Annotated in this window: 19 protein-coding genes and 2 pseudogenes; 10 read left to right on the forward strand and 11 right to left on the reverse strand. The window is 69.2% G+C overall.

Translation table 11 applies throughout. The features are described 5' to 3' along the window. Positions 1-81: 81 nt before the first annotated feature. Both QBL21_RS17255 and QBL21_RS17260 read right to left on the reverse strand, forming a co-directional pair. Complete coding sequence (locus QBL21_RS17255; RefSeq protein ID WP_407563093.1) at positions 82-1,626, reverse strand: sensor histidine kinase; 1,545 nt, start codon at positions 1,624-1,626, stop codon at positions 82-84. Next, on the reverse strand, positions 1,623-2,360 hold the full coding sequence (locus QBL21_RS17260; protein WP_407563094.1) for a response regulator transcription factor: 738 nt from the start codon (positions 2,358-2,360) through the stop codon (positions 1,623-1,625). Before QBL21_RS17260 ends, QBL21_RS17255 begins: the two co-directional genes overlap by 4 nt. 333 nt (positions 2,361-2,693) lie before the next feature. Between QBL21_RS17260 and QBL21_RS17265 the strand changes: the two genes are divergently transcribed. The 3 genes and pseudogenes from QBL21_RS17265 to QBL21_RS17275 all read left to right on the forward strand — a co-directional run bounded on the left by QBL21_RS17265 (position 2,694) and on the right by QBL21_RS17275 (position 5,627). Next, positions 2,694-3,713 carry a DUF4331 family protein gene (locus tag QBL21_RS17265; protein ID WP_407563095.1) on the forward strand — a complete coding sequence of 340 codons (1,020 nt, stop codon included), beginning with the start codon at positions 2,694-2,696 and terminating at the stop codon, positions 3,711-3,713. 168 nt (positions 3,714-3,881) lie between these two features. Beyond that, positions 3,882-5,158 (forward strand): annotated as a pseudogene (locus QBL21_RS17270) (IS256 family transposase). Between the two features lie 103 nt (positions 5,159-5,261). Beyond that, positions 5,262-5,627, forward strand: a complete 366-nt coding sequence (locus tag QBL21_RS17275) for a hypothetical protein (RefSeq protein WP_407563096.1) — start codon at positions 5,262-5,264, stop codon at positions 5,625-5,627. A 181-nt stretch (positions 5,628-5,808) separates the two neighbouring features. Here the strand turns inward: QBL21_RS17275 and QBL21_RS17280 are convergent, their stop codons facing one another. Then, positions 5,809-7,053 (reverse strand): PP2C family protein-serine/threonine phosphatase, encoded by a 1,245-nt coding sequence (locus QBL21_RS17280; RefSeq protein WP_407563097.1) that lies wholly within the window; start codon positions 7,051-7,053, stop codon positions 5,809-5,811. A gap of 384 nt (positions 7,054-7,437) precedes the next feature. Further along, positions 7,438-8,473: pseudogene (locus tag QBL21_RS17285) on the reverse strand (NAD(P)/FAD-dependent oxidoreductase). Between the two features lie 205 nt (positions 8,474-8,678). On the opposite strand from QBL21_RS17285, the gene QBL21_RS17290 reads away from it, so the two are divergent. Then, positions 8,679-9,191, forward strand: a complete 513-nt coding sequence (locus QBL21_RS17290) for a hypothetical protein (protein WP_407563098.1) — start codon at positions 8,679-8,681, stop codon at positions 9,189-9,191. Between the two features lie 451 nt (positions 9,192-9,642). On the opposite strand, the gene QBL21_RS17295 is transcribed toward QBL21_RS17290, so the two are convergent. Continuing rightward, positions 9,643-10,347 carry a CHAT domain-containing protein gene (locus tag QBL21_RS17295; protein ID WP_407563099.1) on the reverse strand — a complete coding sequence of 235 codons (705 nt, stop codon included), beginning with the start codon at positions 10,345-10,347 and terminating at the stop codon, positions 9,643-9,645. On the opposite strand from QBL21_RS17295, the gene QBL21_RS17300 reads away from it, so the two are divergent. Continuing rightward, the gene (locus QBL21_RS17300) at positions 10,284-10,577 is read left to right on the forward strand and encodes a hypothetical protein (RefSeq protein WP_407566680.1); all 294 of its coding nucleotides are present in this window, start codon (positions 10,284-10,286) and stop codon (positions 10,575-10,577) included. The two genes, QBL21_RS17295 and QBL21_RS17300, sit on opposite strands and share 64 nt — an antisense overlap. A gap of 52 nt (positions 10,578-10,629) precedes the next feature. Here the strand turns inward: QBL21_RS17300 and QBL21_RS17305 are convergent, their stop codons facing one another. The 4 genes from QBL21_RS17305 to QBL21_RS17320 all read right to left on the reverse strand — a co-directional run bounded on the left by QBL21_RS17305 (position 10,630) and on the right by QBL21_RS17320 (position 14,179). Further along, positions 10,630-11,493 (reverse strand): hypothetical protein, encoded by an 864-nt coding sequence (locus tag QBL21_RS17305; RefSeq protein ID WP_407563100.1) that lies wholly within the window; start codon positions 11,491-11,493, stop codon positions 10,630-10,632. Beyond that, positions 11,493-12,059 carry a SigE family RNA polymerase sigma factor gene (locus tag QBL21_RS17310; protein ID WP_407563101.1) on the reverse strand — a complete coding sequence of 189 codons (567 nt, stop codon included), beginning with the start codon at positions 12,057-12,059 and terminating at the stop codon, positions 11,493-11,495. Before QBL21_RS17310 ends, QBL21_RS17305 begins: the two co-directional genes overlap by 1 nt. Positions 12,060-12,514: 455 nt before the next feature. Then, positions 12,515-13,333, reverse strand: coding sequence for a transposase family protein (locus tag QBL21_RS17315; RefSeq protein ID WP_407563102.1), 819 nt, complete (start codon positions 13,331-13,333; stop codon positions 12,515-12,517). Positions 13,334-13,630: 297 nt separating this feature from the next. Then, positions 13,631-14,179, reverse strand: coding sequence for a DUF6578 domain-containing protein (locus QBL21_RS17320; protein WP_407563103.1), 549 nt, complete (start codon positions 14,177-14,179; stop codon positions 13,631-13,633). Positions 14,180-14,204: 25 nt separating this feature from the next. Here QBL21_RS17320 and QBL21_RS17325 point away from each other — a divergent pair, with 25 nt between their 5' ends. The 5 genes from QBL21_RS17325 (at position 14,205) to QBL21_RS17345 (ending at position 20,786) form a co-directional block, all read left to right on the forward strand. Then, on the forward strand, positions 14,205-14,900 hold the full coding sequence (locus QBL21_RS17325) for a DUF6292 family protein (RefSeq protein ID WP_407563104.1): 696 nt from the start codon (positions 14,205-14,207) through the stop codon (positions 14,898-14,900). Between the two features lie 1,042 nt (positions 14,901-15,942). After that, complete coding sequence (locus QBL21_RS17330; protein ID WP_407563105.1) at positions 15,943-16,116, forward strand: hypothetical protein; 174 nt, start codon at positions 15,943-15,945, stop codon at positions 16,114-16,116. Positions 16,117-17,502: 1,386 nt separating this feature from the next. Continuing rightward, on the forward strand, positions 17,503-18,783 hold the full coding sequence (locus QBL21_RS17335; protein ID WP_407563106.1) for a Mu transposase C-terminal domain-containing protein: 1,281 nt from the start codon (positions 17,503-17,505) through the stop codon (positions 18,781-18,783). 6 nt (positions 18,784-18,789) lie between these two features. Beyond that, positions 18,790-19,572 carry an AAA family ATPase gene (locus QBL21_RS17340; RefSeq protein ID WP_407563107.1) on the forward strand — a complete coding sequence of 261 codons (783 nt, stop codon included), beginning with the start codon at positions 18,790-18,792 and terminating at the stop codon, positions 19,570-19,572. 2 nt (positions 19,573-19,574) lie between these two features. Then, positions 19,575-20,786, forward strand: coding sequence for a hypothetical protein (locus tag QBL21_RS17345; protein ID WP_407563108.1), 1,212 nt, complete (start codon positions 19,575-19,577; stop codon positions 20,784-20,786). A gap of 57 nt (positions 20,787-20,843) precedes the next feature. Here QBL21_RS17345 and QBL21_RS17350 read toward each other — a convergent pair whose 3' ends face one another. Next, positions 20,844-21,335, reverse strand: a complete 492-nt coding sequence (locus tag QBL21_RS17350; RefSeq protein WP_407563109.1) for a hypothetical protein — start codon at positions 21,333-21,335, stop codon at positions 20,844-20,846. 77 nt (positions 21,336-21,412) lie between these two features. Then, on the reverse strand, positions 21,413-22,354 hold the full coding sequence (locus tag QBL21_RS17355; protein WP_407563110.1) for a hypothetical protein: 942 nt from the start codon (positions 22,352-22,354) through the stop codon (positions 21,413-21,415). Positions 22,355-22,604 lie beyond the last annotated feature (250 nt).

Raw genomic sequence — 22,604 nt, forward strand, 5'->3', positions numbered from 1 at the left:
GCGCTGCGGCTCGACGGAGCCTGAAAGAAACCTGGAAGTCACGCGCAGGCCCCAAGCACCCCCAAAGAAATGGGGGATGTTTCACTCCAGCGGGAGCAGCAGCCGGAAGACGGCTCCCGAGCCGGCCGGCCGGTCGGCGAGTTCGATGCGCCCGCCGTGTGACTGCGCCAGACCGGCGGCGATGGCCAGGCCCAGGCCGCTGCCGCCGTGGCGGGGGCGCGTGGTGTCGGCGCGGTAGAGCCGTTCGAAGATGTACGGGGCGTGCCCGGCCGGCACACCGGCGCCGGTGTCGGCGACCTCCACCACCGCGGCCGGCGCCCCCGCCGCGGGCCCGGCGCCCGCCACCGCGACGACGCCGACACCCCCGGCCTCCGCGGCCGGACGCGGCTCCGCTCCCGCGGCCCGCCCCACCCGCACCGTGATGACGGCGTCCGGCGGGGTGTGCCGGTCGGCGTTGGCCAGCAGGTTCCCCACCACCTGCCGCAGCCGCAGCGCATCCCCGGCCACCTCCACGGGTTCGGGCATGCCGGTGTCGTCCAGCCCGGCCAGACGGACGTCCCGTCCCGGTGATCTGGCATGCAGATCACGTAGCAGATCCGCGCACAGCTCCAGCAGGTCGACCCGCCGCCGCTCCAGCCCGCGCTGCTCGTCCAGCCGCGCGAGGAGCAGCAGATCCTCCACCAGCACCCCCATCCGCTGCGCCTCGGCCTCGATCCGCCGCATCGCGTCAGCCGGGTCCCCGCCGCGCCGGTACAGCTCGGCGAAGCCGCGTATCGACGTCAGCGGCGTACGCAGCTCGTGGGAGGCGTCCGCGAGGAAACGGCGCAGCCGCTGCTCGGACGTCATCCGGGCGGCCATCTCCGACTCCACCCGGGCGAGCATCGCGTTCATCGCCCGGCCGAGCCGTCCGGGCTCGGTGTGCGCGTCCGCGTCGTGAACCCGGCGGGAGAAGTCGCCCGCGGCGATCGCACCGGCGGTCGCGGCCATCCGCGTCAGCGGCCGCAGACCCATCCGGACCACCAGCGCCGCCGCGACCGTCAGCAGCGCCAGCACCCCCGCGGTGACCCCCAGGTCGATCAGCAGCAGCCGCTCGTACGTATCCTGCACCGCCGCCAAGGAGGCAGCCGTGACCATCAACTCACCGCCCGCGCCCTCCTCGTCGGTCGCCTGGGCCCCCACGACGACCCGCCATTGCGCGTCCCCCTCCTCGGCGGGCACGGTGAACGGCCCTTCGCCGGCCCGCGCGGCCAGCTCGGCACGCCCCGGCAGCCGCGGCCCGGGCGACTCCGCCTCGTCGGGGAACTGCTCGACACTGCCGTCCACGCCGACCGCGTAGATCCGGGTCGTGGACCCGGCACGCTGCGACAGGATGCTCTCGGCCGAGCCGCCCTCGCCCAGCGGCCCCGCCTTCAGCTCCGCGATGCGCTCCCGGTCGAGGGCCGACGAGTTGCCCGCGCTGTCCAGTTGCTGGTCCACCCGGTCGACGAGGTACGCCTGCAACAGCAGCAGCCCCGCACCGTTGACGGCGAGGAGGGCCAGCGCGGCCAGCGCCGCCGTCACCACCGCCAGCCGCGCCCGCAGCGTCCAGCGCCGCCACCCCCGCACCCGCCACCCGGGGTGCGTCAACCGGGATCCCGCGGCAGACGCAGCGCGTAGCCGACGCCGCGCACGGTGTGGATGAGCCGCGGTCCGTGCGCGTCGAGCTTCTTGCGCAGGTGGTAGACGTACGACTCGATGATCCGGCTGTCACCGCCGAAGTCGTAGGACCACACCCGGTCGAGCACCTGCGCCTTGCTGACCACGCGCCCGGCGTTCGCGAGCAGGAACCGCAGCAGCCGGAACTCCGTCGGCGTCAGCTCCACCAGACGCCCGCCGCGGCGCACCTCGTACGCCCCCTCGTCCAGCTCCAGATCCGCATAGCGCAGCACCCCGTCATCCCGGTCGTCCACCGGCGCCGCCGACTGCGCCGGGAGTGTCCGCGTGCGCCGCAGGATGGCCCGGATCCGCAGTACCACCTCCTCCAGGCTGAACGGCTTTGCGACGTAGTCGTCACCGCCGGCCGTCAGACCGGCCACCCGGTCCGCCACGGTGTCCCGCGCGGTCAGGAACAACACCGGCACCCTCCCCCCGCCGGCACGCAACCGCCGGGCCACCTCGAACCCGTCGATGTCCGGCAGCATCACATCCAGCACCACCAGCTCCGGAACCCCCGCCTCGGCCGCCGTCAGCGCCTCGAACCCGCTCGCCGCCGTACGCACCTCGAACCCCACCAGCCGCAGGGTCTGCGACAGCAGGTCACGGATGTTCTCCTCGTCGTCGACGACAAGGACGGTGGCCGGAACGTCAGGACTGAGGGTCACACCTCCCAGGTGTATCGGAGAAACCTCAAAGAACCCTGAGAGCAACCTGAACGCCACCACAACACCGCAACGAGCAACTCGCCCACTCCGTGCGGCCCGCGGCCCGCACGGACCAGAGAGCCGGCAACACCGGTCAGATCCGCCCTGTGCAGCTTCTTGCCGGTGGCCCGTTCGAGCGTTGTTTGACGACCATGCCACTGCTTCCGATGGTCGAACTGCTCCGGCGGCTAGCGTGGATGCACCGCCCAGGCGTGGGTGTTCCTCACGCGCCCCAGAATGTTCGTTCGAGGGTGAGCAGATTCCGGCGGGCAGCAGACAACGGAAGGGCCTGGCATGTCCAATCACTTCACCGGTCTCAGCCTCGGGCCGCCACTCGGCGACCAGCGCCTGGACCTGTGCGACCTGTATGCCTTCGGGGCACCCGGCGATCCGGGCAGGACCGTTCTCATCCTCAACGCCAATCCCAACGCAGATGCGATGCACCCGGACGCCGTATACCGCCTGAACATCGACAACGACGGCGATTACCTGACCGACATCGCCTTCAGTTGGGTCTTCAGCCCGCCGGCATCCGACGGCTCGCAGACGTACAGCGTCTTCATGGCGACCGGCGAGGAGTCCCGCAGGCCCGAAGCGGTCGGCACCAAGATCGTGTCGGACGCCGCCGCCTCCTTCGGCCCCGACGCCAACGTGGTCAGCAGCGGCGACTACAAGGTGGCTGCCGGCAGCCGCAGTGACGCCTTCTACTTCGACTTCGACGGAGTCCAGAACCTGTTCGACACCAGCGGCAAGCGGAATTTCACCGCGCCGCACCTGGGCGGGAAATCCCCGTGGACCGGCGTCGACTCCAACGCCACGGCCAACGTCTTCTCCATGGCCATCGAACTGCCGACCGCGCAACTGGCCCCCAGGCACGAGCTGCACATCTGGGGCCGGTGCAGCGTCCTACGCGACGGCGAACTCGTCCACGCGGACCGGGCCGGGCACCCGTCCATGAGCAGCTTCTTCAACACCGACGACACCAAGGAGGAGTACAACGCAAGCGAGCCGGTCAACGACCGGGCCAGATGGACGGACCAGTTCGTCCACCTGCTGGGCCACACCGGCGGCTACTCGCGCGAAGAGGCGATCGTCGCACTCGAAGAACACGGCCTCCTGCCCGACGTGCTGCACTTCAACCCATCCCAGTCCGCCGCGTACCCGAACGGCCGGACATTCACGGAAGACGTCATCGACATCCGCGTCGCGTTCCTCACCAAGAACGAGGCACCACCCACCGGCCTGACACCCCACACCGACACCCTGAACCACTTCCCATACCTGGGCAACCCCCACCCGGCGACCACCTCCTGAAAAACTCCCGACCCGAACACCGGCGCCCCGACGCCTGAACCGGAAATGCCCCGGAACCGGAGAGATCACGTAAAATACGACTGCCGCTAATCCACTGTGGAACCCGGGACTGTAAAACGCTCGGTGTAACTCCCGATCATGGAAGTTGCATCGATGACCAGCAACAACATGGCCGAGGCCGAGTCCGTCGAGCCGTCTGAAGCGGCGCCGGCAAAGTCTGTGGACGACCAGCTGATCGACGAGCTGGTGGACCGGGCTCAGGCCGAGGGCCTTCAGTTGACCGGTGAGGGCGGGCTGCTCCAGCAGCTGACCAAGCGGCTCCTGGAGTCCACTCTCGAGGGCGAGATCACCGACCATCTCGGCTATGACAAGCACGATCCGGCCGGGAAGAACGGCGGCAACTCACGCAACGGCACCCGTGCCAAGACCGTGCTCACCGACGTCGGCCCGATCGAGATAGCCGTTCCTCGCGACCGGGAAGGCAGCTTCGAGCCGAAGATCGTCAAGAAGCGGCAGAAGCGCCTGACCGGCGTCGACGAGATGGTCATCTCGCTCGCTGCGAAGGGCCTGACCACCGGCGGGGTCCAGGCCCACCTGGCCGAGGTCTATGGCGCCGACGTGTCCCGCCAGACCATCTCCACCATCACCGACAAGGTCCTGGACGGCATGGCCGAATGGCAGAACCGGCCGTTCGACGCCGTCTATCCGGTGGTCTTCATCGACGCGATCCACGTGAAGATCCGCGACGGCGCCGTCGCTAACCGACCTATCTACGTGGCTCTGGCGGTCACCGTTGAGGGCCGGCGGGAGATCCTCGGGCTGTGGGTCGGCGACGGCGGCGAGGGTGCCAAGCACTGGATGCACATCCTCACCGAGATCAAGAACCGTGGCGTGAACGACGTGCTGATGCTGGTCTGCGACGGGCTCAAGGGCCTGCCCGAGGCGGTCGAGACGGTCTGGCCGAAGACGATCGTGCAGACCTGCGTGGTCCACCTGCTGCGGAACTCCTTCCGCTACGCCGCCCGCCAGGACTGGGACAAGATCGCCCGCCTCCTCAAGCCCGTCTACACGGCGCCGACCGAGGAGGCCGCCCTGGGGCGGTTCGCGGAGTTCGCCGACGCCTGGGGCCGGAAGTATCCAGCGATCGTGAAGCGGTGGGAGGACGCGTGGGAGGAGTCCACCCCGTTCTGCGGTTCGACACCGAGATCCGCCGCATCGTCTGCACCACCAACGCGATCGAGTCGGTGAACGCCCGTATCCGCCGGGCGGTCAAGGCCCGCGGCCACTTCCCGAACGAGCAGGCCGCCCTGAAATGCGTCTACATGGCCATTATGTCGCTCGATCCCACAGGCAGGGGCCAGGCCCGCTGGACCATGCGCTGGAAGACCGCGCTGAACGCCTTCGACATCACCTTCGACGGCCGCCTGACAGCGGCCCGCCGGTAACCCCAACCACCCCCGTTACACCGCTCGTTTGACAGACCCCCACCGCGGCGGGGGTTTGCCTGGTGGATGTAGCCCATCCGACGGAAGACGGAGGACGACCACCATGCGTGTTGCACATCTGCTTCACGCCGCCGGACTTGCGGGAGCCACGCTGCTGCTGGCCTGTCCCACCGCGACGGCCATCGAGGGCGGGGACGTCATGGTGAAGCCCACGAGCGCCAAGCCGAAGCAGCAGGTGACGGTCACGGCCACCGGCTGCATCACGGACAATGCGAACGCCGTGGCCCGGGCCTACTCCGACGCCTTCGCCACCATCGCCCTCGAAGCGGTGCCGGGTACCGAGCCGGGCGTCGTCAGCGGCAAGGCCAAGGTCTTCGCCGGCGCCAAGCCCGGCACGTACCAGGTGAACGTCCCTTGCGACGTGACCAAGGGAGTCTCCGCCACGGGGTCGCTCACCGTCACCCGTTGACACGACGCCGCCGAGGCCGCACGCCGTCCGGCCCCAAAAAGCCGGACGGCACCGGCCCGGAGTATCGCCGCAGCGGGCAGTGCCTTGCCCCAGGCACTCGGCCGCCGGGATCGACGGGACCTGTCCGGAGGGGCCGATAAGGAGGACGGTGCACGGCTGCTCGCGCGTCCGGCGGTTCTCGCTAGAAGTCCAGGGTGGCCAGGTGGTCGGCGGTGCCGCCCCGCCATTCGACGAGGAAGAGGGTGGCGTCATCGCTGGTGAGGTCGCGCCTCTCTGCCTTGAGGGCGTGGGACAGGGCGCGCGCCATCTGCTGCACGCTTTTGCACGTGGGCCCGACGTGTTCGATCATTTCGATCATGCGCTCCTCGCCGAACTGTTCCTGGCCAGGCTGGTGTTCCTCGGTGAGACCGTCGGTGTAGAACATCAGCCGGTCGCCTCGTTGGAGATCCAGGGAGGAGACCTGCGGTGTGGCGCCGCCGAAGCCCACCGGCAGCGTGCCCGGGTTCTCCAGTGACCGTACGACCCGGTGGTCGCGGATCAGCAGCGCGGCCGGGTGCCCGGCGTTGACCCATTGCAGGTGACCGGTTCCGATGTTCAGACGCATCATCTGTGCGGTGACGAACTGGTCAGGGCCGAACTGCTCGTCGATGGCGGTGTCCATGAAGGAGTACAACTCCTCCAGGTCGACATCGGAGCGTCGGGCGTGGCGGTAGGCGCCCACGGCGACGGTCGCCAGGACGGAGGCGTTCAGGCCGTGGCCCATCGCGTCGACGATGGCCAGGTGGAGGATGTCGTCGTTGAGGGCGTAGTCCAGACTGTCGCCGGCGATGTTGTAGGCGGGCTCCAGAATGCCGGCGACCTCGACCTGCGGGGTACGCATGGACAACGGTGGCAGCAGCGACCACTGGATCTCCGCCGCCACGCTCATCGGCTCACGACGCCGGGCCTGAAAGAACTTGTCCGTGTACGCGTCCTTGGTGACGATCATGTCGGCCACCAGTCCGGCCAGCCGCCGCAGCAGCCTGCGGTCGCCTTCCTCGACGGTGTCCAGAGTCAAAACCATCACCCCGACCTCGTCACTCCCGTCCAGCAGCGGCAGGTACATCCGGACACCGTCGTCCACGGCTTCCTCGACCGCCGTCAGGCTCAAGAACGCCTCACCCGCCAGGGAATCATCGATGGGTACCGCCTCACCGCCGACCAGCCCCCTGCCGGGCAGCGGCACCAGCATGAGCTGCTCGTAGTCCTGGAGCAGGATCGTCACATCCCAGCCGCCGACCCTTTTCACTTCCTCTGCCACCAGCGGAGCGATGAGCTGCGGCGGCATCTCATGCGCCCGGTCCAGGAGCTTTCCCAGCAGCCGTTCACCGAACCCCTCCGACAGATCCACCGAAACCCTGCGGTACTCCGACTCACCCCGCGCCACCGCGCCACGCCCTTCACCCGTCCGACATCACCGTCGTGGAATTAACGTTCGCCGAAGCCCTCCCGGATTCGGCCGAGCGGGTATCCAGAGGGTCCAGTGCGTCGCGCCGCCGTGGCCGCAGAACTGCCGAGGCGGCCAAGAGACACCGGCCGACTTCACGCAGGAGACGCTCGACGTCGGCTGACGACGACAGCGGGGCTGGACAGGTTCACCCTGTCCGCCCCCGCTGCTCGTTCCCGGGTGCTCACCGCCTGAGGCCGATGCGCGGCCTTTACGCGAACTCAAGTTCGCCCAGCAGGGTGTCCTCCATCCCCGGATCGCTGGCGGCCAGGTTCCGCGGCGCGTTGAGCGGGCTTGATGGGTTGAGCCACTGCCCAGCGCGGCTCACTCCCGGCCGCCGGGGATGCGTGGCGTCTCGGGTGAGGCGGTGTCCAGGGGCACCGACCAGGGGCCGACGAGCCCGAGTTGCACCGCCTGCCGCGGCAGCAGCGCGTCCATGGCCCAGTCGACCGCGACCCGGGCACGCCCGGAGGGCATGGCCAGCAGGTGGTAGCTGCGGGTGAGGGTGGCGGCGAGCGGGCCCGCGAGCTGGACGCCGAAGGGGTCGGCGGCCGCCTTGACGCCACCGAGGTCGACGGCGAAGCCGCGCGGATGGTGCCGGTACGGCTGCCGCCGGCCGCCGGTGAGGGAGGCGGCGACGTTGCGGCCGGCGAGCCGGCCCTGTGCAGTCATCGTCGAGTACTCACCGGCCTGTTCGGGTCCGGCACGGCGGCGGCGTCGCCGCAGGCCTACAGCTCGGGATGCCCGGGCACGTTCAGGAACTCGTCGACGATCAGCCGGCCCTTCTCCAGCGGCAGGCCCATGGACTCCACCAGCGGGTCCGGCCGCACGCCCACGCACCAGATCAGCGAGCGGGTGCCGACGAACTCGCCGTCGTCCAGCAGCACACCGTCGCTCGTCGACTCCTTCACCGACGTCCCGGTGCGCACGTCGACGCCGCGGCGGCGCAGCACGTCGGTGGCGGAGCTGGACATCCGCTCGTCCATCTCCGGCATGATGCGCGGGGCGACGTCGAGCAGCAGCCAGCGCGGGCGCGGACCTCCGCGCCGGTCGTCGTGGCGGCGGGTCAGCGTCACCCTCGGGCCCCGTCCACAGCACCCGCCCGACGTCGAGGTCGATGGTGTCCACCTCGCCGAGTACCAGCCGCACTCGCGGCCGGAGCCCGGCCAGCGGGACGCAGATGTGGCGTGCTTCGAGCACGCCGATGGCAACGTACGGCAGCATGGGAACGTACAGGAAATGTCGTTCGGTTGATGAGCACGATCTCGGCGCCGCCCGGCGCCCGCCGAGACAGCGTTCGGCTAGCCTGGAAGCCAGCGAATCCCGACCACCAACCCGCGCGGCCAGGGACGTCAAACATTCACTGAGCGCCAGCAGCACGCCCGCGGGCGGCCGCCACCCGGCCGTGCACCACCAACTCCTCAGCCGCCGGTTCCGCACGCCTTCGTCTCCGACTGCCTTGATGACGCGAGTGCGCATCCCGAACTGAGATCGCAAAAAGATCCAACTCTTGGCTGAAAAGTGATCTTGCTGCTGCAAGGAAGCTCCCATATGAGTGAAGGAACTTGGCCTCGACGCGGGAGATCCTCATCATGCGTTCTCGGATTCTGAAAGCATCGCTTCCAGTCGCCCTCGGCACCCTGCTGCTCGGATCTGGTACGGCGCACGCCAATGAGAACTACTACCTGAGCACCGGCGGTGCGTACGGCATTGCGAGCTACTACACCGAGAACGGCGCCAAGAAGATGAACGGCTACGTCCACGACACACTCGCTGACAATCACTGCGCCATGCTGTGGATGGACTTTACAACCAATCCGCACGAGCATCACGACGCGCAAGCGTATATAGCTTGCGGAAACGGAAACCAGGACTGGGGGGTCGCACGCACCAGCACCGACTCCAACATCAACGGGATTCGGACCGCCGTGTGCATCACGGGCGTTCATGGCTGCTATGACCAGAACGGCAACATCCAGGAATGGCCCTACAGGTCATGGGAAGCAAAGACCTGCGCGTGGTATCGGGTCGACAGCCGGGCGAACGGACAGTGCGGCGAGGGGAACCCTCTCGGGTGAGCCGGCCTGCTCGCACGCAGCGGCACCGAAGCCGGTCACCGGATCGGCGGACGTGCCCAGCCGCCTCTTGCGATGTGGCGGGTTGGTGTCGGTGGCCAGTGTCAGTGACGGCGCGTCAGACGGTGGTGTTTTTTCGCTGTTCGGGCGTTGAGTGGGGGCGCGGTCACTGTTGTGGGGTGGTGTCCGCTGCCGTCGTGACTGTCATGGGGCGGTACACCCCGCCCCATGCTGCTGTCTCGGGAACGGCACCTCTGAGCCGGCTCGGGGCAAGGCGCGCACCGCCGTGAAGCAGGGGAGGACGCCGCCTGAAGGACGCTGACGAGGATGTGCAGCGCCCCGGAGAAGCCCAGCGCGCGGGGACCCCGGCGGCACCCCGCCAGCACACCCCGAGTCGGCCCTCCAGGAGCCGGGAGAGAGGCCCGGGCAGGGCCGGAGGTTTCACACCTGCGGCCTATCGGGGTGGGGTGACAAGGAAAGTAGCTGCGGGGTCGACGTCGGCCAAGCACTCCAGGGTCGGCAGGTCGTGGTCCGGGAGGCCGGCGAGTTCGACGGCCGCCTGCCCGAGGGCATGCGCGGCTTGGATGGACTGCCCGTCGGCAACGGAGGTGTGGAACCGCGCGGCGAACGTGATCGCGTCGGTGTCAGCGATGCTGTCCGACATACCGATGGCGAAGGGGACCGTGTCGAGCAGCTTCTTGGCCTGGGCGGCGGAGTGACACGAGTTCAGCAGAACCAGCAGAGGCGGATCATCCGCAGCCGCGATAGCGCGGGCAAAGGCCTTGGCTGTGACGATGGCCTCTTCGTGGTGCGGGTCGACGTCCTGCTCGAAGTAGATCAGACCCTGCGCGCTGTGCCCCGAGAAGTGCACGACGTGTGGACGGAACCGAACTAGGCCATCGAGCAGATGCTCCGCTGTCGCAGCAGGATACGCATCCAGCTCCACCAGATCGCGATGCAGCGCCCGCTCCACCGCCGTGCGGATACGAACCTGCTCCCGGCCGACCGCTCCCGCGATCTGGCCGTCGGTGCCGCGTGCGAGGGCATCGGCGCGGTCGCCGACGCGGGAGCCGTCTGGCTGCTGCGCGGCTTCGCGTGCGGACTGGCCGCTGTCGGCGCGAAGGCGTACACCACAGCACCGCGGGCATCCCCGGCGCACCCGAGAGGCTGGACCGCTTCGGCGGCGAGGCCCGCCCCCTCAACGACGGCGCCGACAGCCGGGCCGGACTGATCGCCTCCGCGCCCGGCGAGAACACCGACGACGGGTACTCCTGGGTGTTCGCCGGCACCTCCGGCGGGCTGCGGACCCGCGGTGTCCGGACGCTCGACGGCGCCGCGCTCGGTGCGCCGCGCGTGAACGCCCGGTTCGGCTCGGTACTGGCGGAGTGACCCACCGCCGGCCGGCGGGGCCCGTGCCGTAGCACGGCCCCCGCCGGGCCGCTCACCATGCCTCGCTGCGCTCCTCGGTGCGCTCGCCGTTCCGGTCGTAGGTGTGCAGCGACTCGGGATCGACCCCGGGCGGCCCGGCCACCACGAACCACGCCCCGGGCGTCCCCGCCGCCTCGGTCAGCTCGGGCTCCGACACCGTTCCGTTCTCCCAGACCAGCCGCGCGCGGGTGACGGAGTCCGACACGTGGACCACCACGAGCTCGGAGATATCCTCTTCGTCGTGCTGCTCGTTCGGTTCCTCGCCGAGATTCGTACCGGAGAGGAACGACGGGCCCCCGCCGAGCTCCCGCACCGGTGCGGGGCTCTCCGAGTCGGATGGATGGCCATCGAGGGAGATGTCGACGTAGAACCAGGCTGTGCCCGGCTCGTACGGCAGTTCGTCCTCGCCCTCCACAGGCGGGTAGGCGTCGCCGTTCTCCCACTCGTAGGGCAGCTCCGTGTCGGTCTCGTACATCTCCCGAACCTGGTCCCACACCTCGTCCTCGGTCTCGGCCGCGCCCCATACGGTGACCTCCACCGCGAATGGCTGACCGGCGCCGACGCCCTTGCCCAGTGGCGTGGAAACAGGGCGCACCGTGCCGGGGGGCCTGGTGTCGCGGGGCGGCTCGGGCACCGTCACGTGTGCCGGCGGCGTAGGCCTGCCGCCGTCCTCGTCCGGCAGCACCGCCAGCCAGGAGACGACGAGGCCGCCGGCGAGCAGCACGGCGGTGCCGGCCGCCACGCGCCTGCGGTTCCTGCGGCGCGCACCCCCGTGCAGCACGGCCGCGGCGGGCGCCCGTGACGTCACCACCTGCTGCGCGACCTCGGCGAGCCGCTCCGCCAGGGCGGCGTCGGCGTCATGCTCGTGCACGTCCATCACTTCTCACTCCCCTTCCCTGTCTCGCTCCGGACGCCGATCAGGCCGCTCAGCGTCGGCGTCTGCCGTAGCTTCGCCAGGCCCTTGGCGGCCTGGCTTTTGACCGTGCCCGTCGAGCAGCCCATCGCCGCGGCGGCCTCGCCGACGCTCAGGTCCTCCCAGTAGCGCAACACCACGGCCTGCCGCTGCCGGGGCGGCAGTTCGACCAGCGCCCGCAGCAGCACCTCCCGGTCGTCCGCCTGCGCGATGCGGTCCCGCTCCGGCGGATGCGGCCGCGAGGCGTCGCTCGCGGAGCCGGCCGGCACCTCGACGCCGCGCCGGCCGCGGAAGCGCCGGGCGTGGGTGTTGATCAGAATGCGCCGGACGTAGGCGTCCGGGTCGTCCGTCTTTGAGACCCTGCGCCAGGCGACATAGGTGCGTTCCAGAGTCGTCTGCGCCAGATCCTCGGCCGTGTGCTGTTCCCCCGTCAGCAGGTACGCCGTCCGTACCAACCGGAGCCAGCGACTCGACATGAACGACTGGAACTCCGCGTCGCGGCCCTCTTTCGTGACCCCGCTCGTGAGCATCACCTCGGCACCTCCTCACCAAGAAGAGTCCGGCGGCGGGAGATCCGTTGCCTCGGCGGAGCGGCGAGTTTCAGGAGACGCTTCCAGCCGCGAGTCCCGTCCCCACCGCGCATTGGCCTGACCGCACAGACGGCATCCGCCACCTCCACGACATCTCGCCCGGCAACAAACCGAGGCTCCCGCGGCAGCAGCCACTTCATGCCTGACCAGCGAAGACATCACACGAGATTCGGAAAGAGAACGGCCTCTAAGCTTGACGTTTAACCCTGCTGGGCTTGGTGTTCCTTGATCGATTCGGCGCGTTTGACCGTCTTGCCGACGTCGTGACGCTTGGGTCGATACAGCCGTGCTTCAGGGGATGGCTTCGTTCACTTCAAAGGGTTCTGGCTCGCTTTCCGTGACGCGTGCACGGTGGGTGATGTTCGCTGGGAGACCAGTGGGACCGAAGGTGGGTCTCAGGCGCAGACGATGGGGCAGCCGCGCCGGATCGAGTGCTGTGCAGCGCGCAGGAACAGTGCGACGTAGAAGGCTGTATCCAAGTCCTTGGTCCACGATCCTGTTCGACCAGCGGCCAGTTCCTTTGCTTGGTGCCTGAACCACGTGCTGAGGTCGAGGTTGTCGCACGTCGCCGGGGTTTCGGCTGGCAGATCGATGGCTGCGGCCAGCTTCTCGGCGAGCGGTAGTACCTGAGGAGCGCCGGCCACCATGGCATCCACCGGCCGGCGGGTCTCGACGTCGACGAGCACCGTGCCGGAGACCCGCCCTTTGCGTGTGGCGTACTCATCGACACCAACCACCCGCGGGGTCGGGAGATCCGGTTCGGGTAAAGCTTCGAGCAGCCGCAACACCGCGCTGCGGCTGATGGGCACCCCGAAGGCCCGTGCCATCCGGGCGCCAGCGCGGCCGGCGAGGGCGAGACCTACCGCGGCGAGAGTCGACCGCAACCGCTCGGTCCACCGGCTGTGCCGCCGGGTCAGTCCCGGCAGTTGCTCAGCGAACGTCCGCCGAGCACAGGACGACTCCGGACAGAAGAACCGTCGAACTCGCAGTCGGATGATCACCAGACGTCCCCCACTCGGCACGCCTGCAGGAAACCGCAGGTAAGAGCTGTGCACCCGGGTTGACTCGCTCCTACAGTCCGGGCATGCCGCCCCGGACGCCGTACTGCACAGGTCGATGCGTATCGCCTCGTGACTCACGTTCAGCGACAGCACCGACACGTCCGCGATGGACGGTAACAGCAAGCCCTCAAGGCGGGGCGACGTCTCTTCCACGACGCCGCACTGTCGACCACACCAAGATCGGCCCTGATCATTTTCGGGCAACTTCCCGAAGCCCCATCGGAGCACCAGTCGTAACTCAGCGTGCACATATCACGGAAAGCGAGCCAGAACCCGAGAACGGGAGGCACATCGGCGTGGGCCCCGTTGGTCGGGCGGAGGTGGGGTCACGCATACGTCCGCCTCCAGCGCCGCGCGGTCAGCAGCGCGCTCAACCGCGCTTTGCCGAGGATGGCGGGGCGCCGTCCGGAGCGGGCGGCATGGTGCCAATCGTCGCCGACGCGTCCGCCGTCAGCCGTCTGCGATCTCCAGGTCGACGAGCACGCCGGACTCGGAGCGGTAATGGTCGCCTGCGGCGGGTGCGCGCTTGCCGTACGGCGCCCTGCTGTCGAACCACTTCGGGCAGGTCGGCACCTCCCGGAGCCAGCGCGCCCCCGGCACCCGTTCGTACGCGGCCTCCGCCGGATCGAAGCGATAGCCGCTGGTCACCAACTGGATGCGGCGCACCGTGCCCGTGGTCGGCGGCAGCTCTCGCGGGCCGGGGCCATGCCGGTCCACTTCCAGCAGCCCGGTCAGCCGCACCGGATTCGTGTCGACTGCCTTGCCCGCTGGCACCTCCCCTGGCCACAACGCCGACAGGCTGCCAGAGCGGATCACCCAGCAGATGCCCTCCATCTCCACATCCCGCCGTTCGACCGGCCCTTCGACCGTGCTCAAGTCCGTGTCCGCCGGCTCCGGCTCCCGGAGGGACAGCGGCCAGGACACCTCATCGCCCACGGAGAAGGGGTCCCCACAGCACTCCATCTCCCAGCCCGCGTACATCACTTTCCACAGCGCCATCCCCCAAGTCTGCCGCCCCGTCCGCGTGCCCCCGGAACCGACGCCTCCAGCGGAGGCGTTCTCCTGGCCAGAAGGTGAGGCATTCACCGGACCGGGAGAAGGCCGTGACTGCAAGCAGGCCAAGCGCGCCGTCCGCCGCCTCGCCGAACGCGAGGGCATCTCGTACACCGCCGCCCGCCGCCAACTGGCCCAGCAGCCCCCGAGCCCGGACCCCGAGGCCCGCTCGGACGAAGCGGTGGAGGCGTATGCCGCGGCGGTCGCCGCCGCCGTCGAGACGGCCGGCGGACGGGTCGCCGACTGGCACGTCGACATCGATGAAGACCGGCGGGTCTATCTCACCCTCGGCAAGGACAACGACGACCTGGACGACGACGAACGGCGCTGGGTGCTGGGCTGGATCGACACCCGCGGCTGGTTCAGCATCCTTGAGCCGGCCCACGGCGAAGCCCTCGGCGACATGCTGGAAGACCGGCCCGCGCCGTACATGGCGCTGCCCGACGAAGTCGCCAGGGCGGGAGCCCACCTGTGGAACGGCACCCACGAGCTGCCGGGGCAGCGCCCCGGCTCGGGATGGGTGCCGCCCGCGGACTACGACCCGTTCCCGGGCGGCCCTGAGGAGCCCGGCCAGATCGTGCCGGAGCTGGAAGCCGTGCTGCGGGTCTACCTGGACCACCCCGCCTACCGCGCCCACCTCGCCCGCACCGGACACGAGACGGACTGACTCCCCGGAGAAGTTGCGTTCCTTCCGGCCGGGCTGCCCTACAGCAGCCCGGCCGCTCCCTGTCGTCCCGGCAGGGTGGGTTTCGGGGGCTCGCGGGGTGGGTTCGTCGTCGGGTGGTGGGTGGCCGGTTGTGCCGCTTGACCTGCGTGTGCAGCCATAGGTGTGCGGCCGTTCGCGGGGCGGTGGTACTGCTCGGGGTGTGCTGGTCTCAGCAGACCCTCGGCATACCCGCCGGCAGACCCGCCGGCAGACCCGCGGCAGACCTGCGCCGCCCGCCCCCAGGGGTGATCAGATGCTCTGCTGACACACAGACAGACATGTCGCCGGCGCCGTCCCGGTTGACCACCGCCGGTGACCTGGTGGTCATCCACCCGCCGAGGCGGACGCCGCGAAACCGGTGGGGACACCGTCAGCGAAACGGTTCGGGACACCCTCGGGGGAACCCGCGCGGCAGCTCGCCGCCGGCGCTTGCACAGCGGCCGTGCAAGCCCCGGCGCAACCGGCCGCGCGCCCCTTCGAGGTACGTGCCAGCACCTGGGAAGTCCTTCCGCTCCCTAGTTAGTAGAGGAGGCGGCCGTACGCGGTGCGGTGCTGGTCTAGCACCGGTCCCACGACAGGGCTGACACGGCATCTCCCAGGGCCGGCTGGGGGGCCGTCCGGGCCGCTAGACCTGCTAGGTACCTGGTCGGCAGGGTTGTTCCTAACGGTGAGGGCCGCTGGGTCTAGCACCCCCGCTAGCACCCGCCTAGGGGCTCACCCCGGACGCCCGGACTCTCGTGCGCGCAGGTGGCGCGGCGGGCGTAAACGGCCCGTCACTCACCTTTCCGAGGCTGCAAGCCAGTCCGTGTGTTCAGCCTCACGCTGGTGGTATCCGGGCTGGTCAGGCGGGGGTTGCGGGGCTTGCCCCCGCGCGTCGCACTCTGATCCGGTCCGGTTCGGTCCTGCCCGGGACCGTCTACCGCGCCTCAAGGCTGCCAGGGGGCCGTGTGCCCCGCCGCCCGTTCGACACCCATTCAGATCCGACCCCGAGGGGAACCCTTCCATGCCTACACTCGCCCAGCTCGTCCCGCTGCTCCTGGCCCTCGCCGCACTGCTCCTGATCGGCGGCGCCGCCCTCGTCGCGCACTTCCGCCCTTCCGCGCTTGCCCCGCTCCAGGCCGCGTACGAGGCGGCGGCGCTCGTGGTCGCCATGGCCGCGGTGATCTACTCCCGCTGATCCACCGGGTGGCCTGTTCCAGAAATCTGGAACGACCGGTGGGAGCCCTGAGGGGGTGTCAGGTTCGGGTGCCGGGCGGGACTCGCGGGGCGGCCCGGCACCCAAGGGTTACACCAACAAGTCCATCGTCATGCCCGTGCGCGGCAAGATCGGCGCTCGTTCCACCGGGCGGGACCCCTCAGGACCTGTACCGCAGCGCGGCGGCATGACGAACTCCGGCCCGCAGCCCGGTATTTGCCGCCCCCGATGTGCCCGGCGTGTCGGTGCCGCGCTTCACAATGGGGCCTATGGCCTACCGGGCTGCTGTCGAACATGACGGCGGCCCCCTGCTGCAACAGGAGGCCGCCAACCTGCAAGCGTCCACCGACACCCTGAGGAGCCAGCAATCAACGCCAACCCCGAGCCTAAGCGCCCCCTCGGACATCAGGCCAACCCCGACCATGCAGGCGAGCAACCGGCCTGGGACAAGCCCGTACGCAAGCCCCGCTGGAGTACAACTCGCAGGCACGCCCGACGCCTGATGCGCACTGCCGCCGACGAGGTGGCCAGGCACGCCGCGAGGGAGGTGTTCGGGGGCATCCTGATGGCCGCCTGCTTCTGGTGGAGCCGCCGCTAGCCGCAGATCTACTCGGGTAAGCCACCGTTCTGGACCGGCTCAAGTGGTCGGAGGTGGTACGGGAGTACATCGCTGTCGGACGACTTGGCGGTCGAGTTCGTGGTGATGGTCGGCTTCTAGTTTTCGGTGGTCGGTGTTTGGTTTTCAGTACCGAGTTATGCCTGGTGGCGGCGGGTGGGTTGGCCGTTTGCTGAAGGCGTGGCGCCGGTTCGGGCTGAAGAGTGCCGCTGAAGTATGGGTGACCTTGACGCTGGGTCTATAGCGGTAGAGGGGGTCGGGATGTGTCTGCATCCTGTGGATGTCACTTCTTGGAGTGATGTCGTGCGGCGTGTCTGCCCGTGTGTGTGGTGGTGGGGTCAGTCTGGGTTTGACGGGTACGGCGTGTCGGGTGGGGTGTGTCGGTGGACGTAGAGGAGAGCCCCGGCTCCTGTGATGCGGTAGTCCCGGTCGGGGCGGGCCGTGAGACCGCTGTGACTCGGTTGCTTGCCCTGGATGGACGGGGTGAGTTGCGTACGGCGCATGTGCGGTTGGTGTCGTCTGCTCTGGTCGTGTCGGAGCGGACGGTGTGGAACTGGCTGTCGGTGGCGCGCCGTGAGGGCAGGACAGGGCCGCGTCCACGTCCTCGGTTCACTGTGACGCGGGAGGTCCGGGAACTTCTTGCGCTGTGGGGTGGGAACGTCTCTGCGGTGCACCGGGAGCTTGTCGCCCGTGCGGTGAAGGCCCCTTCGTCGGATCCGGTCCCGTCTCTTTCGGTTCTCCATCGTGCTGTTGTGCGGGATCTGCCGGCGGGGGAGCGGGCCGGGTTGCGGTCGGGTGAGGCAGGCCGCCGGCGTCACGACGTGTTCGGGAAGCGGCCGCCGATCTACCGCAACGCCTGCTGGGAGGGCGATCACAAGCGGGTCCCGGTGCGGGTGGATGTCGAGGGGCAGGCGGTGTGTCCGTGGGTGACGTGGTTCATCGATGTTGCGACGAAGGTGATCGTGGGGGTGGCGGTCACTCCACATGAGCCGGCACGTGACGCGGTGCTGGCGGCGCTGCGGACGGGTATCAGCCGCGCCGATCCTTACGGGCCGTGCGGTGGTCTGCCCGGCAGCGTGCGGGTGGACCGGGGCAAGGAGTTCCTGTGCCGGACGGTGTCGCGAGCGTTAGGCGGTTTCGCGGTGCCGGTGGAGGACCTTCCGGCGTACACGCCGTACCGCAAGGGCACCATCGAGGCGCTGAACGGTGCGGCGGAGGAGATGTTCCTGGTCTCGCTTCCCGGTTACACCCGCCGAGCCCGGCCCGTGGGTGCTCATCGCCCCGGCGAGGTGGGCGGTCTGCTGTCCTTCGCGGACTTCGTCGAGGCGCTGCTGGGCTGGGTGCGCTGGTGGAACACGCAGCACCGGCCCTCGGGCCTCGTCTCAGGGCTGACGCCGATGGCGGCGTGGGAGGCGGATCCGACCCCGGTGGAGGACGTGCCCGAAGAGCAACTGTCGTTCTTCGCCCTGGAGGACGACGGCAGGGTGCGGAAGATTTCGACGAGCGGGGTCAGGTGGCGGCGCCGGTTCTACATCGCGCCGTGGATGGTCGGCCATGTCGGCACACGCATCCGGCTCCGCTATCTGCCGCACTACGACGGACAGGTCGAGGTCTTCTCCACCGAACAGCTCGGACGCCACCTTGGGACCGCCTACCTGGCGGAGGAAGCGACGCTCGAGCAGCGCAGAGAGCTCAGCTCGGTCCGGGAAAAGAAGGCTCGCGCGCTGAAAGCCGACTTGAAAGCGGCGGAGAAGCTGCGCCGCTCCCGCTACACGGCCACGACCACACCGGATGTTCCTCGTCCGCGGCGTACGGTCACCGGTCAGCAGGCCCAGGCGGAGATCGCCCGTGCGAAGGCGGCCGATCTGGCGGCCCGCGCGCTGCCGGACCTGATCCCACCCCGGGACCCGCCCGAAGGCTGGACCCGCCCACGCCCCGCCTCTGCCGCCCGGCCGCGTCCGGATACCGCACCGCACTCCCCGGCGCCGGATGACGCAGACGGCACTGCACCCGCTTCGCAGACCGAGGAGTGACACCGGATGGCTACCGCTGAACGCAAGGGGCGGCTGCCCAGGGAGCGTGAGGATCACTTCATGCGCCTGCCTGGCGCCCAGATCGTCTCTACGCGGGCGCTGCTCACGGCGCGGGAGAACATCCGGGCTGCCATCGAGGCGAAGGCGATGATCTGCATCTACGGGCAGGCCGGCAACGGCAAGTCCTTCGCGGTCAACGCCTCGCTGCGCGAGCTCGCACCGGTACTGGCGCGCCGGATCCAGTTCCGGGCCCGCCCCTCCACCCGGGACCTGCGCCACGAGCTCTTCCACGCTCTGGGCTTGCCGGGCCGGCCGCCGTCGCATGCGATCGAGTTCGACCGCATGCTGCGCGGAGCGCTGGAGGAGCCGCGGGTGCTGGTGTGTGACGAGGCACAGTGGCTGTCGAAGCTGTGTTTCGAGTACCTGCGCTACCTCTGGGACGACACCGCATCCGACCTCACCATCATCTTCACCGGCGGCAACGGCTGCTTCGAGGTGCTGCAGAGCGAGCCGATGCTCGAATCCCGGGTCTATGCCTGGCAGGAGATCGGCCGCATGCCCTTGGACGAGGTCCTCACCGTCATCCCCGCCTTCCACCCCGTATGGGCAGAGGCGGACCCCGACCTGATCGCGGTCTGCGATCAGGAGGCCGCGCACGGGAACTTCCGGGCCTGGGCGAAGATCACCCACCACCTCACTACCGGTCTGAAGGCGACTGGCCGTACCCGTGTGGATGAGGATCTGCTGCGCTGGACCTACAGCAAACTCTCCGCCCGGCAGCCGGTCTGACCTTGCTTAGCTGCGACAACCCGCCCCCGGTCACCGTCATCCTCGACCCGGGTGACGACCTGGTCCACACCCGCGCCGCCCTGGCCGTCAACGCCCCCGAAGCCGGAAGACTCACCGTTCACCCGACCCCCGGCACCGACTCCGTGCTCGCCCTGGCCTACGACGTCCTCGCCGCTCTCGACAAACCCGTCCCCGTCCCCGGTTACCGCCAGCTCGACACAGCGCCCGCCTGGACCCTCGCAGCAGCGTGGATCCTCGCCACCCGCACCAGCCACCTGATGCTCCTGCGCGCTCACTTCCTCACCCCGCACCGCCTGGGTGCCCTGCTGCAACTGCGTCACCGCACCGGTTGCCGGCTGGCTCTGGTCTGCCACAGCCGGCACGTTCCTGCGCCCGTCGAGCGGGCCCTGGCCAAAGTTGCCCACCATGTAGCCGAGGCGGCCGCCCTCCTGCCCGAGGCTCAGCCGCCCACCGCCACACCGCCCGCACCCAGGCGGTCACTTGCCAGCCGGTGGCTCAACCTGCCCGCCCTGACCACGCTCAGCGCCATCGACGGCCCGACGCGCCCCTGCCAGTGCCGGGCGCCCATGGCTCAAGACAGGGACTTCTTCGCACCTGTCCCGCCGGCCCTTACTGAGGCCGAAGTCGCCCACCGACTGCACAGTGCCACCGCCCACCCCCACCTGGCGGCCCAACTGGCCACCGCCGTCTTCACGGCCGCCTCCGTCACGCAACTGGCCACCGCCCACGTCCGCGACCTCGCCCCCGATGCCTCGACCCTCACCCTCCACGACGACGGACTACGCCAGGGCTGCATGACCCATCACGTCCCCGTCTGGGCACGCCCCCTGCTGCTCGCCGCCGCCTTCACCTGGCGTATCGCCTCCACCACCTCCGGAACCAGCGGCGCGCTGTTCACCGACCCACTGGGCAGCACCGGCCTGCCGTATCTGACAGTTTTTGCCGAGAGCTGCAAGCTGCGCCCGCCACAGCCGCCCCGTCCCAAGCGGCGCAAGGGCTCACGCGCCCCGGCGAAGCCGCCGAAGACGATCTGGCCGGTCAGTCCCGCGCACTACGCCCTGTCCTGGGTGATGCGAGAACCCGACCTCATGCAGGGCTGCCCTCATCCCCCTCCTCATACCCGGCGCACGATCGCTGCGTACAAGAAGGGGTGGCCGCCTCCTGATTACGGGCCCCGCTCGCGCTCGTACTGAAGAGGGACCCTGCCTCGCCGTGCAGCGTTCTTGTGCGTGTGCCCCCGCACGATGTTGTTACGGGGTCCGGTTCCGTTGGCGCCAGCCGGGGTCGTACCGGGGGGCCGGGCGCGGTGGAGGATCGCTCTGATCGAGGTCGTTAAGGCCCATCATGCGGTCGAGGAGCCACAGCATCCGTAGGAAGCGCACGAATGCCAGCGCCATTGAGGCTTCGAAGATGTAGCGTGCCGAGTGCGAGTCCGTCTTGTCATCCAGACCTTGTGCTACCAGGCAGCCCACGCAGATGAGGGCGGTAGCGACGAGGAGGGCTTTCCAGTTGCGGCGCAGCTCGCTCTGGTAGTGCCGGCGCACGGCCCGGATCCGTTCGCCGTTGCTGGACAGGTAGATGGAGATCGCGATCGAGCTCAACCCGCCGATGGCGGAGACGACGCCGGCGGCGGTCCCGTACAGGGACACTCGCTGTTCGGAATCGATCCAGGATAGCCAGTCGCTCCGCCCCGCAGCCCGTACCACGGTCACATGCCCCGACACCAGCACAAGGGCGATCACGTAGTCCCACCATACGGCTTCCGACCACCGGTCGACGAGAGACTCTCGTACGCTCACGCATCGCCCCCTATTGCATGTCAGCCCAGGTCAGCCCCCACAGCCGCCGCCCGCAGCTCACTCTCGTGCTCGGCCGCCACGTCAAGAATCGCATCCACCGCTGACAAGATCCGGATGGAGTTTCCGTCGTCGTCGACAGCGGAGACCCGCCGCTTGGCGGTGATGTGGTGCTCGGTCAGTTCCACCAGGCGGCTGCGCTCGACGCCGTCCGCTTCCGTGAACACCAGCCTGGCCCGGGCGCGGGCAGCAGCATCGGGGGCCACCGGTGCGATGTCCTGCAGATCGGCTAGGAGGGCTTGGCGGTCTTCGTCCCGGGCACGGCCCCGCGGGACACTGATGATCATTGTGACGTTGATGTCCCCGTACGCTTCTTGCGCCTGCCGCAGGAAGCTGGCCAGCCGGCCGTTGCGACCGCGCAGCGCTGAGACCTTGTGGCTGCCGATACGGATCTCGATCCGGGACGCGCCCTGAGCGGTTCCCAGCCGCTCAACCTCGGCCTTCGAGAGCACGGGCCGGACCACCAGCCGCGTGTCGGGAAACAGATGCAGTTCGTTGAGCCAGGTCTCCAGGCCCTTGTGGGACGGAGCCGACACGGAGCCCTGCATGAGGCCCACGACGTTCCCGAAGGGCAGAAAGCAGATCGCTGTGGTGTCCACGAAACCGCGGCTGGCGTTCTGCTCCAGTTCCTGCCACTGGCCTGTGCTCCAGTCCATCACGCTCAGCCACTCTGTGGCGTCCTTGACCCGGTGCAGCAGCAGGTGGTCTTGTCGGCGCACGGTGGCCACTGACCCGACGAGGGTGGCCTCCTTAGCGACCATCCGGTCCTGCACGCTGGCCGTGGCCAGGTCGCTCAGGGCACTGTCCCAGTCCATGGGAGGAACCCGTGCCTGTTCCCCGGGCCCGCTCGCCACGACTTCGAAGAAGGCGATCGTGCGTTCGGGCATGCGCCGGATGGAAGCCACCGCGTCTCCTCGATCATGTCGATCATGCACGCTGACTTACACCCCTGAGACGAGGAGGTGAACAGGCGTGCTTTTTAGGCTCAGTTGGGCATATGACGCTAGCATCCTGAGTCGCACAAATGGCCTACACGCCTCCTTGTCGCCGGGTGTCGCCCGAAAAGTCCCGACCATGTACGCGGCCTCCGTACCTACGGGCGAGTCCGTGGAGGGGCGATGACCAGAACGCGCGGCCTGCCTGCTCCGCGCCGCA

This window comes from Streptomyces sp. 184 (assembly GCF_045781775.1).
Lineage (GTDB): Bacteria > Actinomycetota > Actinomycetes > Streptomycetales > Streptomycetaceae > Streptomyces.

Coding starts and splice junctions, on each gene's coding strand:
- QBL21_RS17265 (WP_407563095.1), top strand. CDS start 2,694: ATGTCCAATCACTTCACCGGTCTCAGCCTCGGGCCGCCACTCGGCGAC.
- QBL21_RS17275 (WP_407563096.1), top strand. CDS start 5,262: ATGCGTGTTGCACATCTGCTTCACGCCGCCGGACTTGCGGGAGCCACG.
- QBL21_RS17305 (WP_407563100.1), bottom strand. CDS start 11,493: ATGGACGTGCACGAGCATGACGCCGACGCCGCCCTGGCGGAGCGGCTC.
- QBL21_RS17310 (WP_407563101.1), bottom strand. CDS start 12,059: ATGCTCACGAGCGGGGTCACGAAAGAGGGCCGCGACGCGGAGTTCCAG.
- QBL21_RS17320 (WP_407563103.1), bottom strand. CDS start 14,179: ATGGCGCTGTGGAAAGTGATGTACGCGGGCTGGGAGATGGAGTGCTGT.
- QBL21_RS17330 (WP_407563105.1), top strand. CDS start 15,943: ATGCCTACACTCGCCCAGCTCGTCCCGCTGCTCCTGGCCCTCGCCGCA.
- QBL21_RS17340 (WP_407563107.1), top strand. CDS start 18,790: ATGGCTACCGCTGAACGCAAGGGGCGGCTGCCCAGGGAGCGTGAGGAT.